Annotated in this window: 12 protein-coding genes and 2 pseudogenes; 8 read left to right on the top strand and 6 right to left on the bottom strand. The window is 54.9% G+C overall.

Features of this window, described 5'->3' with window-relative positions; genetic code table 11:
- Position 1: 1 nt before the first annotated feature.
- The gene (gene pgeF / locus L3J03_02265; protein MCF6289816.1) at positions 2 to 790 is read left to right on the top strand and encodes a peptidoglycan editing factor PgeF; all 789 of its coding nucleotides are present in this window, start codon (positions 2 to 4) and stop codon (positions 788 to 790) included.
- A 384-nt stretch (positions 791 to 1,174) separates the two neighbouring features.
- Here the strand turns inward: pgeF and L3J03_02260 are convergent, their stop codons facing one another.
- Complete coding sequence (locus L3J03_02260; protein ID MCF6289815.1) at positions 1,175 to 2,518, bottom strand: radical SAM protein; 1,344 nt, start codon at positions 2,516 to 2,518, stop codon at positions 1,175 to 1,177.
- Positions 2,519 to 2,777: 259 nt separating this feature from the next.
- Between L3J03_02260 and L3J03_02255 the strand changes: the two genes are divergently transcribed.
- Entirely contained in the window at positions 2,778 to 3,341 is a 564-nt protein-coding gene (locus L3J03_02255) for a hypothetical protein (GenBank protein ID MCF6289814.1), read from the top strand.
- Between the two features lie 13 nt (positions 3,342 to 3,354).
- Here the strand turns inward: L3J03_02255 and L3J03_02250 are convergent, their stop codons facing one another.
- The 4 genes from L3J03_02250 to L3J03_02235 form a co-directional block, all read right to left on the bottom strand.
- Entirely contained in the window at positions 3,355 to 3,822 is a 468-nt protein-coding gene (locus tag L3J03_02250; GenBank protein ID MCF6289813.1) for a PilX N-terminal domain-containing pilus assembly protein, read from the bottom strand.
- Between the two features lie 84 nt (positions 3,823 to 3,906).
- A complete protein-coding gene (locus L3J03_02245; GenBank protein ID MCF6289812.1) occupies positions 3,907 to 4,539 on the bottom strand; it encodes a PilX N-terminal domain-containing pilus assembly protein in 633 nt (210 codons plus the stop codon).
- A 169-nt stretch (positions 4,540 to 4,708) separates the two neighbouring features.
- Complete coding sequence (locus L3J03_02240) at positions 4,709 to 5,164, bottom strand: prepilin-type N-terminal cleavage/methylation domain-containing protein (protein MCF6289811.1); 456 nt, start codon at positions 5,162 to 5,164, stop codon at positions 4,709 to 4,711.
- Positions 5,165 to 5,200: 36 nt separating this feature from the next.
- Entirely contained in the window at positions 5,201 to 5,851 is a 651-nt protein-coding gene (locus tag L3J03_02235; GenBank protein MCF6289810.1) for a prepilin-type N-terminal cleavage/methylation domain-containing protein, read from the bottom strand.
- 135 nt (positions 5,852 to 5,986) lie between these two features.
- Here L3J03_02235 and L3J03_02230 point away from each other — a divergent pair.
- Both L3J03_02230 and L3J03_02225 read left to right on the top strand, forming a co-directional pair.
- Positions 5,987 to 6,118 (top strand): annotated as a pseudogene (locus L3J03_02230) (prepilin-type N-terminal cleavage/methylation domain-containing protein).
- Positions 6,119 to 6,148: 30 nt separating this feature from the next.
- Positions 6,149 to 6,397: pseudogene (locus L3J03_02225) on the top strand (hypothetical protein).
- Between the two features lie 60 nt (positions 6,398 to 6,457).
- Here the strand turns inward: L3J03_02225 and L3J03_02220 are convergent.
- On the bottom strand, positions 6,458 to 7,000 hold the full coding sequence (locus L3J03_02220) for a GspH/FimT family pseudopilin (protein MCF6289809.1): 543 nt from the start codon (positions 6,998 to 7,000) through the stop codon (positions 6,458 to 6,460).
- Between the two features lie 365 nt (positions 7,001 to 7,365).
- On the opposite strand from L3J03_02220, the gene L3J03_02215 reads away from it, so the two are divergent.
- The 4 genes from L3J03_02215 (at position 7,366) to L3J03_02200 (ending at position 13,992) form a co-directional block, all read left to right on the top strand.
- Positions 7,366 to 7,617: a hypothetical protein gene (locus L3J03_02215; protein ID MCF6289808.1), complete on the top strand. Its 252-nt coding sequence runs from the start codon at positions 7,366 to 7,368 to the stop codon at positions 7,615 to 7,617.
- Positions 7,618 to 7,848: 231 nt separating this feature from the next.
- Entirely contained in the window at positions 7,849 to 9,327 is a 1,479-nt protein-coding gene (locus L3J03_02210) for a sigma-54-dependent Fis family transcriptional regulator (GenBank protein ID MCF6289807.1), read from the top strand.
- A gap of 47 nt (positions 9,328 to 9,374) precedes the next feature.
- Positions 9,375 to 10,697, top strand: a complete 1,323-nt coding sequence (locus L3J03_02205) for a hypothetical protein (GenBank protein ID MCF6289806.1) — start codon at positions 9,375 to 9,377, stop codon at positions 10,695 to 10,697.
- A gap of 304 nt (positions 10,698 to 11,001) precedes the next feature.
- Complete coding sequence (locus L3J03_02200) at positions 11,002 to 13,992, top strand: AIR synthase-related protein (protein ID MCF6289805.1); 2,991 nt, start codon at positions 11,002 to 11,004, stop codon at positions 13,990 to 13,992.
- Position 13,993: the final 1 nt, after the last annotated feature.

Genomic DNA, 13,993 nt, shown 5'->3' with positions numbered 1-13,993 from the left:
GATGTCAACATCCTCCGGTTCCCACTCCTGCCGCCGTTCCCGCCGTTGCTGCTACTCCCTGCAACCCCTTTTCTTCCCGCCCCTGTCCCGGCCGGAGATATTCCATGGGGTATTTTCCCGGCATGGCGGAACAAGCCCCCGGCCGTGGGACTCCCTGAACGTGGGTCTTCAGGTCGGCGATACCCTGGAGAACGTCCGGGTCAACCGGGAGCGGATAAAAAAAGAGATCCGGATCAAACGGTTGGCCGGCATGCACCAGGTGCATGGCAGCCGGGTCCGGGCGATCACCGCCATCCCGGACGTTGATCTTGATATCGACCAGTGCGACGGCCTGATCACCGACCGGCCCGGGATCGGCCTGATGGTCCAGCAGGCCGACTGCCAGGCAGTGATGTTCCACGATCCGGTCCACCGGGCAGTGGGCATTGTCCATGCCGGCTGGCGGGGTACGGTGGCCAAGATCATCGGCGTCTGCGTCAGCGCCATGCAGGAGCATTACGGTACCCGGCCGGCCGATCTTGTCGCTGCGGTGAGCCCCTCCCTGGGGCCCTGCTGCGCCGAGTTTAAAAATTTTTCCACGGAGCTGCCCGGGGCTCTGCACCGTTATCAGGTCCGGCCGGCCTATTTTGATTTCCGGGCGATCAGCCGCAGCCAGCTCCGGGCCGCCGGCATTCCGGCCAGGAGCATCTCTGTGTCCGAAATCTGCACGGTCTGCAACCGGGATTATTTCTCCTTCCGCCGGGACCGGGTCACCGGACGATTCGCCTCGGTTATCGGGTTGAGGGGGTAAGTTACTAGTTATTGGTTAATTGTTATTAGTAACAGCATGTTTGAGAAGGGCCGGCTGTTCATAAACAGGCTATCAAGCAGGAACTCGCTTCGCCGCAACGGCGATTCGGAACCCATAAGCATATCCTGCCGAAGTTGTTTCAAATTCCGTTTTTGCCGTCACGGCTGCGGCTCAGGGTCCGCTACACCGTTCGGTATAAGAAAACCCCTTTCCCGGTCCAACCTCAAACGTACGGGGTTTACCGAAACCTTACCGCTCGACGGACGTGTGTCATGTTGTAACTTGTTGATTTTATTGGGTGGCATTTGAAGCCTTTCGGGTTGTTACCAGTTCATCAATTATGAGTGGTCACCGGCCGGTTACACCATCAAGACAAGATCTTGCCTAAAGCGGGTTATCGATCTTTACCGGCTCAGGCGGTTCAGCCGGCAGCTCAACCTCCTCATCACCACCCGGTATGGTGCCGAATTTTTTGAGCACCATGGCCCTGTGCCTGCCGCCGGCTGGGCGGTCTTTCTTTTCCCCGGCACCACCCGTGACTCGCCCGGACCGGCCGCCGACCGGCCCTGTTCCGGCCCTGAAAGGAAAAAGCAGGCCAAGGGTATAGAGAACCTTTACCATATGACGCGGGGTCAGAAGGATATTGTTCAGCCACTGGTTGGCCAGCGGACAGGCGCAGTTTCCGTCTGCAATATACTGCCTGGCCTGTTTCGCCTGCTTGGATCCAAGGACCTCCCGCATGTCAAGGCCCGACTCCCTGACATTGCCCAGGGCCTGTTCATTGCCGAGAACGCAGCAGGGCCAGACCTCGCCGTTATAATTCAGGTGAATATTGGCAATCCCGGCCAGGCACGGGGTGACCTGGCGCCGCTCCTTGAGAATCCGGACCGCGACATCATAGTACACCAGCCGCACCGCCTCGGTGGTCCTGGTAAGAAAGGCCTTGCCGCGGATGTTCTGGAAAATTTTCTCCTTAAACCCCTTGACCAGTTTCTCATACCTCGCAACCGTCGGGGTAATGGGATCGCCCAGGTTATCAAACTCGGCCCGCTGTTCAGCGATCTCGTGCCGGTATGATTCAATGCCCCGGCCATGCACCCAGTCTTCTATTTCATCAAGATGGTGAATATTATAGTTGGAAATCACCGTTCCCAGGTCAACGTGCAGGCGGGGATTTTCCAGGGCAAGGGCAAGAAGAAGATCAATGGTCTGCTCCAGGGCGGCAAAATTCCCCTTAACGCCTCGTATCGAGTCGTGTGCCGCGCCAATGCCGTCTATGGAGGGCTTGATGGAAATGGGTACTGACAGGGGTGCGTATTCATCCAGCACAACCAGAATCCGGCGGGTGATCTTTTCAATGGTATTTGGGGCAAGGGCGTTGGTCGGGATATGGATAAGGCGCGGTTTCAGGTACAGGCAGGCCAGGCGGATGATCTCGGCCAGGTCCGGTCGCATAAAGGGCTCGCCGCCGGATATATTAAAAAAATATATATGGCCAAGCGATTTAAAAACTGTCTCGATTTCATCCAGGGCCAGATTCTGGCGGATAATTTTGGGATCAGCGAGATAGCGTTTGCCGATATTGCACGTCCGGCAGCGACTCCGGCAGGCAGCGGTCACCGAAAAGGTCAGGGTCAGGGGGTTGGCCGCCCTTGTCAGCCCGTGCCGGGCCGCCATGTAGTTCAAGGCCCTTGGTCCGATGCAGGTTATGTAATCATGAAATTTCATGGGCGTAAGAGTTCACTCCATGTTCGGGAACGCCGGCCATGGACCAGTGAACCTCCAGGTCTGGCTGGACAGTCTACATAATTCAGAAGCGCATCTCAATAACCGCCGGCCTTCTCTCTCCCGGATCCGTGACGGCTTGAGGTGATATTCCAGCCCGTGTCCATTGACTTTGTTGTTTTTTTTGGCTAGCATCTTCATGGCTACAGGGAGATAAACCTGACAAGGTTCACCCCCTGACCCCGAGACGATGAACAATTCCATGAAAAAAATTATCCTCCTACTCATTGCCTTTCTGCTTCTCATGCCCGGCCCGGGTATTGCCGACTACCTGGTAACCTTTAAAAACGGCGGCAGACTCAAGGCCAGGGACGTAAAAATGGAAGGATCTGTCCTTTATCTGGAAGCCCTGGGCGGCACCATCGGCATCCCGGTGGACAGGGTGCTCTCTGTCCAGGAAGTTGCTTTTACCAAGTCGAAACCGGAACCGCCCCCCCTGGATGAGGTTGTTCAAGAAGAAAAAGGGGAAAATGAAAAAGAGCAGGTTGCCGCGGAACAGGATGACAACGAACAGGAAAAAAGTCCTGCTGAATATCAGCAGGAGAGAAAGGCCGGCCTCATAGAAGAACTGAAAAGAGATTACCGGCTTTTTACCGAAGAAATAACAAAAAGCAACAGGCTCCAGCTGAAAAAGAGGATTGCCAAAATAAAAGAGGGGCTGATGGATTTGAAAGAGCTTGAGGAGGATGTTCGTAAAACAAATGGAGGGGCATTGCCGGCTTGGTGGCTGGAAATGCCCCTCCCGGAACCTCCGGCCGGGCTATAGAATAAAGAGCTTCTTACTCCACCTCCCTCCAGGAGATCATCCCCGTGCCTTCCTGGTAAATCGCTTCAACCGCCACAGTTGCCTTGTTGATCGTCCCGGTCGTCCTGATCAGGATATACCCGTCACCATCAATATCATAACTGTATACCGCGCTTGAGCTGCTGACCGAGGAGATGCTGGAGGAACTGCTGCTGGTATAGTCGGTCATCGTCACCAGGTAGGTCGCATCACCAAAGGACTGGGGGCTTCCCAGCCAACTGCCGTCTCCATTACCCTCAAGCATGTTCAGGGCCCGGGACAGACCGGCGTCGGCAGCATGGAAGGCCGTTGTTTCCTGTTTTTCGTTGGCTGCGATCCGGGTGTCGATCCTGGCGGAACGGATAAGCACGAATCCTATCAGTGTCAGGATTACCAGCACCAGCAGTACGATATTGATAATAGATCCGCGCTGCTCCGTGTCGATCCTTTCACCTCTTTTCATTTTTTTACTCCATTCGCAGTTGTACCGACGAAGCACCAGTGGTGTGCGCCGGTACATTTTCCGTTTGCAGCAGGGTAACCGGTGTTACTGCTCGATCCTGGACACCACCGTGCCGTCGCTTTTCAATATTACTTCAATGCTCTTGCTGACATTATTTATGGTACCCGTGGAGGTGATCCGAATATAGCCGTCAAGGTCACCATCGTTGTCATCAAACAGGGTGAACGAACTTGAAGAACTGCCCGAGGAACTGCTGCCGCACATGGCATAGGCTGGGGAGACAAAAAATCCGGAGATTCTCTGCCAGATGGAATCCGCGCCTCTGGCCGGCATTAATGAAGAACAGCCCGAGGAACTGCTGCCCGAGGAACTGCTGCCCGAGGAGCTGCTGCCGGCCGGAGGGCTTATGTAACTGTAATCCTCCACCGCAACCTGGTAGGAGGCATCGCCGAACCCCTGGGATACTCCGACCCAACTGGTGTCCGGAGAACCGCCGTCCAGGCCGGCGGTCACCATGTTGATTGCCCGCTCCATGCCCGCATCAGCGGCATAATACGCCACCCTGGCAAGTTTTTCGTTTGTGGCGATCTTGGTGTCAATGTTGCCGGTCTGCTTTAACACAATGCCGACCAGGCTGAGAATAACCAGAATCAGCAGAACCACATTAATGATTGATCCCTTTTCTTTTTTGACTGTTTTTACCCGTTGTCTTTTCATAATAACCTCCCGGTCGAGTCATGCCTCTGTCAGCAGAGGCTTTTTGGGTTTTTATCTTCTCGATGTAACTGTTCGGCTGATAACGGTCCAACGTCAACTCATGGCCACTCAAGTCCGGACAAGCCCTGCCCGGACTATTTTTGTTGCAAATTTTATGCCGAAAAAAGACTCAAGACGAAAGCATATCCCGCATTGATCGAATCTGGATGGACCGCTGAATATTTTTGGCGGTCCAGGTAACAATAACGTTGATTGTCTGAACACCTGTGTCGGGCGAATCTGGGGCAACATTCCAGTATACGGTGTAGATGCCCTTCTGGCCCTGGGAGGTGTCTACTCCGTCCGCCTTGTCGGAGCAGGCGTCGCTGGGGCCGCAGCCGAAATCCCCAAGCCCGTCCTCGCCGTCGCCATCATCATCTTCAAGAAGGGGATCACTGTCTGACAGCACATTTTTGAGATCAACAAGTTTGGTCTCGCCAATCAGGGTGGCCTCGGACAACTTGCCGGAAAAAGAGATATTTTTTATGGCGGAAATCTGCAGGACCATAAGTCCCATCAGGCCGATGGCGAAAATGGAAATTCCGATCAAGACTTCGAGCAGGGAGAACCCTTTGTTATTCTTCATTTCTTACCCTTGGTCCCATTTTGGACCGGATACTCGTTAATAAAGGTTGTGCAGGGTCAGCTCAAGGGTCATTGCCTTGCGGCGGTGGTTGAGGTCCTCGCCTGAAAGGGATGCTGTATTTAAAATTACGGTGCCCTGCAGGTTACTGAACGTACCCGTATCGGTATATGAGTAATCCGGGTTTGTTGTTCGAACCACCAACGCCAGCTGCACCCGGCGAATATCGCTCAGTGTTGCCGTTACATTGCCGGCGGCGTCCAGATAAACAATATTTACAACATCAACATTACTTATTATCGGGGATGGTGTCCCGTTGTCAACTGCGCGCTCCAATTCAAGATCAGCCGAATCATATGAATAGGTTATGGTCTCTCCAGCATCAATCGTGCCGTTTTCAGTACCCTCAAAATCTCCGGTAAAGGTGATTGTCGTTGCCTGGGCATCGGTAATGCCGAAATTACCACTCAGGGTCGGGTCGTAGCCGGCCTTGCGAATCTCGTCAGCCATCCTTTTCATGCCGATACGCAGGTTCTGTTGCATTTCTATAATCTGTTCCTGGACATTGGCATTATTGGTAAAGCTGACAAAGGCCTGGTATATTCCGGTCAAGGCAATAAGGGAAACCAGCACCGCGATCATCAACTCAACAATAGTAAATCCTGACTGTTGCTCTATTTTCACGATCACAATGTTACCTTTACCCCGGAATGTAGCCAAAAAAAGATGCTGTTCCCTGTTAATACTGCTATAATAAATCAAGTTACCTTGACATCGGTTCCCACCGGACGGCCATAAACTACTACATCACGAGGCGGGATGGAAATGGTTCGCACAGCTCTTTCTGCACGAAAAAACAAAGGCTTTTCTCTTGTCGAACTCTTGTCCGTGGTGGCGATCATCGGCATTCTGGCCGCGGTCAGTATCCCTGCCTACTACAATCATGTAAAAAAGGCCCGCCTTACAAATGCCCGCAACAATCTTCTTGATCTGAAAACCGCCCAGGAGATGTACTATGCCATGAATAACAACTACTACGGCGGCAGCATCACCGCCTCGACCTTCACCAGCATGCTCAACTTCAACCCGGCGGACACTGAATACTTCACCTACTCCATCACCGCGGCCGACACCACGGTTTTTACCGCCATGACCAAGAGCAAGCTTGAGGCCGACCAGTGCTACCAGATTTCCAGCACCCTCCAGGAATCCCAGGAAATAACCTGCCCACCATAATCCTGCCACCTGGTGTCTGTCCGGCAATAAGGATTGTTTTTCGCATGTTCCGGACGGGCATTACTTGTCATACCAGTCATCGGTTCGCCATCGCTCCAACCGGACCCGGCCCGTGCTGTTCACCACAACTGCGAACGGCTCGACCAGCATTGTTGTCGGGTCTCCTGTCTCCGGTACATAAATGACTGCTGTTCCCGCGAGATTACTCGTTCCATCAGCCTGCATCTTGAACTTGTTCGAGGTAAAAAGAACACCATCCTTGTTAACAAGACTGGATCCGCCCGAGGTCGTTGTCGGCCCCCCGGTTATGGCGCCGCCGGTGGTATCATAGAACTGCACTTCCGGTTTCATCCGCATATCCCGGATTGAAGTATCGTCGGCATCACCGCAACTGTTATTGGCGGTGCCGGTATCACCGTCCACACAGATCCGGTAGCCGTCCCGGTCACCGGAACCATTAACAAAAGAGGATTCACTCACATTAAAAACAAATTGGATCAGGACGTCTTTGTTGCGGGTAACCGCCTCGGAACGGGCCAGGTTTATATCTCCCCGCAGGGCAAATGCCGCTGCCTTCAGTTTAGCCTTGTTCGAGGTAAACATATTGACGACCCCCAACGTAAGAATGGCGGAAATAATCATTACAACAAGCACTTCCACCAGAGTGAACCCGGATATTTCCCAGTGGCATCCATCCCTCTTCATTGAACAACAGAGTGGGAATGAGGTTTTTCGCTGCAATCCGGGCCGTAACATCATGGTTGCCTCTTCTGGTGAAAACAGCTGGCAAGTCTAGCAAGAATATTTTTATAATCCCACAATTATAACAGGTTATCTTTAAACATGCTTATGGAAATATTGGGGGAACCCACGCCATTGGCCGGTGACCTGCCGTGTGTCGGTTTCAACCCCGACATGGTTTTTGCAAGTGTAACCGTTCACCGGGGGTACGGATTTACGGTAAACTCATGCCCGTAAGCGTTTACCAGTGGCTTAGATTCGTTCATTCGGGACTGCGAAGCATACTGGTGCTATTCGAGCAGGCCAGAATGGGCGAAGATGAGGTGCTGGTGAACGCTTACTTGCAAGTTTTACGCCTGGTCCGGGCCCGGGCCGGCTGGTTCAATGGCAGGCCTCCTTATTCATTATCAAACCCCATGCGAACAAAAAGTAACGTAACTCACAGGGTGGCGCGACCACCTGTCGAGTACACTCCTTGACCTGTAAGCTCGCCGTGGTGCAGCCAATCGGCCGAACTCTTATCCGCGGATATATACAAAACAGTAAATAAAAATGTAACCATAGTTGACACAAGAACTAAAAAAGTTCATACTGCGTCTGCAAAAAACAGGAGTGCAACCAGTGTTTACGCGGTGTAAACGGTGTGTCCCGTTATGGATAAGATTCCAGCCCTCATATCCCGAAAGCGCCTTGCCAATCTTAAAACGAGAATGGAGCAGGTCACAGCCGCATGGTCTGCGGAAAATTATGAGTCTTACCTGGAGTTTTATGTAAAAATTCTGCCCAGACTCATGTCGGCGGAACGATGCACCATCTATATTACCGAACTCGGCACGGAAAATATCTGTTCGAAGTTCGGTACCGGACTGGCAGAAAAACAGATCAGGCCCCCCAGGGAGGGAAGTATTGCCGGCCGGACGATCTCTTCCGGCAAAGGGATCATTGCCAATGACCTTGACCAGAGAAAGGGATACCATAAGCTGGTTGAGGAGGAGACAGGCTATATCTCGCGTAACATGGTCTGTACTCCCATCAAGGGAGCGACCATTGTCGGTATAACCGGCGCAATTCAGGTTATAAACAAGGAAGGAGGGTTTACCAAGGAGGATCTGGCCCTGCTCGGCGAAGTTGCCTCCTACCTTTCCCTGTCTATTGAAAGCGCCATCCTTAACGAAGAAATCCTGAAAATTTCCTCCCAGCTCAACCAGGAGGTGGACCGGCTGGATACCGGTTATTTTCATGACCGTCTTTTTATTGCTGAAAGCAAGGCCATGCGTGAGGTGATGGAAATGGCCCGGCTGGTAAGCAACACCCCGGTCAATGTTCTCATCCAGGGGGAAAATGGTACGGGCAAGGAACTTGTCGCCCGGACGATTCACCAGGGAAGCGACCGTCACAGCAACGCTTTTATAGCTGTCAACTGTGCGACAATACCTGAACAGCTCATGGAAAGTGAGTTTTTCGGGTATGAAAAGGGGGCGTTCACCGGAGCCAACCGGAGTCGCAGCGGCCGGTTCGAGGAGGCCGGCGGCGGCACCCTGCTCCTTGACGAGATTGCCGATATGCCCCTTGCCATCCAGCCCAAGTTTCTTCGCGCCCTTCAGGAGGGAGAAGGGACACGGCTCGGCGGCAGCAAGGTCATCCGTTATAACTTCCGGCTGATCAGCGCCACCAATAAAGACCTCAATGCCGAGGTCGAATCAGGCCGCTTCCGTGAAGATCTCTTTTTCCGGCTCTTTTCCGTAAAAATAACCATCCCGCCGCTCAGGGAGCGAAGAGAGGATATCATCCCCATGGCCACCGCGTTTTTAGAAGATACCTGCGAACGCTTTCATAAAAAGCTTGGCGGATACTCGGCCGAGGTTCTGCACCTGTTCATGGAGTATGACTGGCCGGGCAATGTGCGGCAGCTGCACAGCGAGGTGGAGCGTCTGGTTGCCCTTACCTCTGAAAATGAAAAGATCCAGGCAACCACCTGCTCCCAGGAAATAGCGGCAGGCAAGCGGGAAAATCCGGCGGAACGAATCACCAGCCTCGCCATTCCGGATCAGGTGAAACAGCTTGAAATAAGGCTGATGGAAGAGGCCCTGAAAAAGACACGGGGCAACAAGCTGAAAGCGGCCGCCCTGCTGGGAATTACCCGCCAGGGGCTGCATAAAAAGATGAAACGGTATAATCTTGGTTCTTGAGTCTGTCCAGCACTTGTTGCAGAGCCATCTCAACCAGGGGAATTATCATGTCCGGACTTAGATCCCACCAGTTGACAGCCCTCATTCTCTATCTTCTCATCTTTGCCGGGTACCTGGTCCTGGGAACCAGATACCCGGATCTCTATATCTGGGCCACCATGGAAGACATGTTCGGTGAGTGGCTGCAGTTTTATTTTTTTTCCATGGCCATGGTCCTGTCTCTCTGGGTCTCTTTCAGCCATAAACGGTTCCGTCTCTTTTTCGGAGTTCTTGCCCTGGCCTGCTTTTACGTGGCAATGGAAGAAATTTCCTGGGGTCAGAGAATTTTCAATATTAGCACGCCTCAATTTTTCAAGGCCCACAACATCCAGAACGAGACCAATATACACAACATCTTTGTCGGGCCCATCGAAACCTTGACCAAACAGTTCATGGAGTACGGCCTGGCCGTCGGCCTGACCCTTTACAGCCTGGTCTATCCCCTGGCCCTCAGATATCGCTGGCAACCGGCCATCTGGATGGAAGAAAAGGGCCTGCCGTCTCCACCTCTTTATCTCAGTCCTTTTTTTGTAACCGCGGGCTGGCTTGAGCCTGAATATTATTATATGAACGAGGCCGAGGTCGCGGAAATTCTTCTTTCTTTTGCTTTCTGCATAATGGCCAGCCATTATGAGGTTGCCTTTCGGCTCGATCTTCCCCCCCATGGCAGCCGCTTCTGGCGGCCCGTGCCTGTCCGGCAACTGACCATCAGCATCCTGCAGATATTCTTGAGCGCAACAGTGCTTGCCGCTGCGAGTTCCTATGTGGTCAAACAGACACCGCGACTGTATATAGGTTCGCTGGTCCGGTTTGACAAGGTTTCCAGGAAACACGCAAACGCGTTCAAGAATATCGGCCAATGGCGTCTGGCGGCAAGGCTCTACCATATACAGGAAAGCAAGTTCCCTGACAATACCTTTACCCTGCGCCAACTTGTTCTGTGCTACCGGGAACTGGGAGACGAGCAACAGGCCTCTTATTATATGAAAAGGGCGCTTGGGGCAGGCCTCAAGCGTCTGGAAAAAAACCGGAAAAGTGTTTCGGCAAACCTGAACATGGTTCATACGTATCGTTTACAGGGAGATGAGGTCCGCGCCCGCGAGCACCTCGATACCGCCCTTGCCGAGGCAAAAAAGCAGGTTGAAAAAAACCCTGAAAGCGGCAGTGCATTCTACTGGCTGGGCCAGGCCCAGGCCGTTAACAATGATTTCCGGGCCGCGGCAATATCCTATGCCCGGGCCGTGGAGCTCAAGCCCAACTCCACCAGGAATCGAAAGGCCCTTTTCAAGGCGAAAAAACTGGCGGCCCGCCAACCCCGACCGGAACGGTAATTCTTCGTACAAGTTCACCAGCACCTCATCTTCGCCCGTTTCGGAGTCTCGCAGGCTCGCTTACCTGGCCTCCTCACATCCGCCAAGGATAGATTCGGAGCCCCAAACGAACGAATCCAAGGCACTGGTGAACTCGTACGGGCTGAGTATCCCCCGAGGTTGTCGCCCTTGGTGAACTGTTACAATTCTTCATTCCCAAATTCTCTCCATCTGGTATACTTGCCGGCTAATTATCTCGATTTTCTTTTTCAGATCAAATCATGCTCCATATCCTGCGTTTTTTGCATAAATTAAGGAGAACGCCATGCTTGCCCGGATCGAGGTCGGCCTGAAGCCGGCATTCAATGATTCGTTCGGGGAACAGACCCGAAAACGGATTGCCGCGGACCTTAACCTTGCCGTTGATACCGTGCGCACCATCAAGGCCTTTACGGTGGAGGCGGACATCTCCCCGGAACAACTGGAGAAGGCCGCGGCCGGCCCCTTTTCCGACCCGGTAACCCAGGACTATTCCCTGGCTGCCCTGGCCCTGCGGAACCAGTTCGAATTCGACTGGCTGATCGAGGTCGGTTTCCGGCCCGGGGTCACTGACAACGAGGGCCGCACCGCGGCCCAGGCCCTGGGCCTGCTCCTCGGCCGTAAGCTGGGCCGGGACGAGGCGGTCTACACCTCGACCCAGTTTCTCCTCTCCGGAAACCTTGATCAGGAAAAAACCGAGGCCATTGCCCGCAAGCTCCTGGCCAACGAGCTGATCCAGCGTTTCACGGTGATGGACCGGGCGAGTTTTGTCCAGGCCAACGGGATCCAGCCCTTTGCCCCCAAGGTGGTTGGGGGAAACCGGATTCAGGTAGTGGAGATCGACCTGGATGTATCCGATGAGGAGTTGATCCGGATCAGCAGGCACGGGGTGCTGGCCCTGACCATGGAGGAAATGAAACTCATTCGCAACTACCTGGCCCGGCCCGGGGTAAAGGCCGAGCGGGGAGCCCGGGGCCTTGGCGAAAAGGTCACCGACGTGGAACTGGAGGTCCTGGCCCAGACCTGGTCCGAACACTGCAAGCACAAGATATTCAACGGCAACATCAGCTATGAGGATGCGGAAACCGGCACCTCCTCCCGCATCACCAGCCTGTTTGATACCTATATCCGCAATGTCACCAAGGAGATCCGCCGGGACATGGGTGCGGACGACTGGTGTCTGTCGGTGTTCAAGGACAATGCCGGGGTGATCCGCTTCAATCCCGACTGGAACATGGTCTTCAAGGTGGAGACCCATAACAGCCCCTCGGCCCTTGATCCTTACGGCGGGGCCTTGACCGGCATCGTCGGGGTCAACCGCGACCCGTTCGGCACCGGCATGGGCGCCAAGCTGATCTGCAATACCAATATGTTCTGCTTTGCCTCGCCCTTTTATGATAAGCCCCTGCCGGCCAGATTGCTCCATCCCAAACGGATCTTCGAAGGGGTGCGGCAAGGGGTGGAGCACGGCGGCAACAAGAGCGGCATCCCCACGGTCAACGGTTCGCTCCTGTTTGACGACCGGTATGCCGGCAAGCCCCTGGTCTTCTGCGGCACCGTCGGGATCATGCCCGCCCTGGTCAATGGCCAGCCCTCGGAGCACAAGCAGGCCGATGCCGGCGACATCATCGTCATGACCGGCGGCCGGATCGGTAAGGACGGCATCCATGGCGCCACCTTTTCCTCTGAGGAACTCAATGAGAACTCGCCGGCCACCGCGGTGCAGATCGGCGACCCGATCACCCAGAAAAAGATGTTCGACTGTCTGCTCAAGGCCCGGGACCTGGGCCTCTACCGCTGCATCACCGACAACGGCGCCGGCGGGCTCTCCTCCTCAGTGGGGGAGATGGCCGAGGACTGCGGCGGCTTTGAACTGCACCTTGAAAAGGCGCCCTTGAAATATGCCGGACTCCAGCCCTGGGAGATCTTCATCTCCGAGGCCCAGGAACGGATGACCCTGGCAGTGCCGCCGGAGAAGCTGGACGCCTTCATCGGTCTGTGCGACAAGATGGATGTGGAGGCCACGGTGCTCGGCACCTTTACCGATACCGGCAAATTCCATATCCTGTACGAGGGGAAAACCATCGCTTACATGGATATGGATTTCGTCCATGGCGGCTTGCCGCCAATGGAGATGGTGGCCCGCTGGGAACCGCCCAGCCATAGCGAGCCCCAATTCCCCGACCAGCCCGACCTGGGCCGGGAATTGAAAAAAATGCTCGCCAGGCTGAACATCTGCAGCAAGGAGTATGTGGTCCGCCAGTATGACCACGAGGTGCAGGGCGGCAGCGTGGTCAAGCCGCTCACCGGGATCGCCAACGACGGCCCCGGTGACGCGGCCGTGATCCGGCCCCTGCTCGATTCCTTTGAGGGGCTGGTGATCTCCCACGGGGTCTGTCCGCGCTATTCGGATATCGATACCTATCACATGGCGGCCTGCGCCGTGGACGAGGCGATCAGGAACGCTCTCTGCGTGGGCGCCGGCCTCAAGGTAATGGCCGGGCTCGACAACTTCTGCTGGTGCGACCCGATCCTCTCGGAAAAGACCCCGGACGGACCCTACAAGCTGGCCCAGCTGGTCCGGGCCAACCAGGCCCTGGCCCGCTATGCCAAGGCCTTTGGCGTGCCCTGCATCTCGGGCAAGGACAGCATGAAAAACGACTACCTGGTGGGCGGTACCAAGATCTCGATCCCGCCGACCCTGCTCTTCTCGGTAATGGCCCGGATCGACGATGTCCGCCTGGCGGTTACCATGGATGCCAAAAGGGAAGGCGACCTGGTCTATGTCCTGGGCATGACCTATGATGAGACCGGGGCCTCGGAATATGCGGCCCGGCACGGCGGGGTGGGCATGGGTGTGCCCCGGGTTCGCGAAGCAGAGGCCCTGCCCCGTTACCAGGCCCTGAACCGGGCCATGACCGCCGGCCTGGTGGCATCCTGTCACGATTGCTCTGACGGCGGTCTGGGCGTGGCCCTGGCTGAAACCGCCTTTGCCGGCGGTCTGGGAATGGAGGTTGATCTTGCCAGGGTGCCGTGCCGGGAGATTGACCGGGACGACATTCTTTTATTTTCCGAATCCCAGAGCCGGTTCGTGGTCACCGTGGCCCCGGACCGGGCCCCGGATTTTGAACAGACCATGGCCGCCACCGGCTGGGCCCGCATCGGCCGGGTGGTGGCTGAACCGCATTTCTCCTGCACCGGGCTTTCCGGCGAAGAGGTGCTTAACCAGTCCATTGGTGACCTGAAGATCGCCTGGCAGCAGACCCTGAACTTTTAAG

Source organism: Desulfobacterales bacterium (genome assembly GCA_021647905.1).
In the GTDB taxonomy this organism is placed as follows: Bacteria; Desulfobacterota; Desulfobulbia; order Desulfobulbales; family BM004; genus JAKITW01.
The sequence above is the reverse complement of the archived record's forward strand: the minus strand, read 5'-3'. Positions and strand labels throughout refer to the sequence as shown.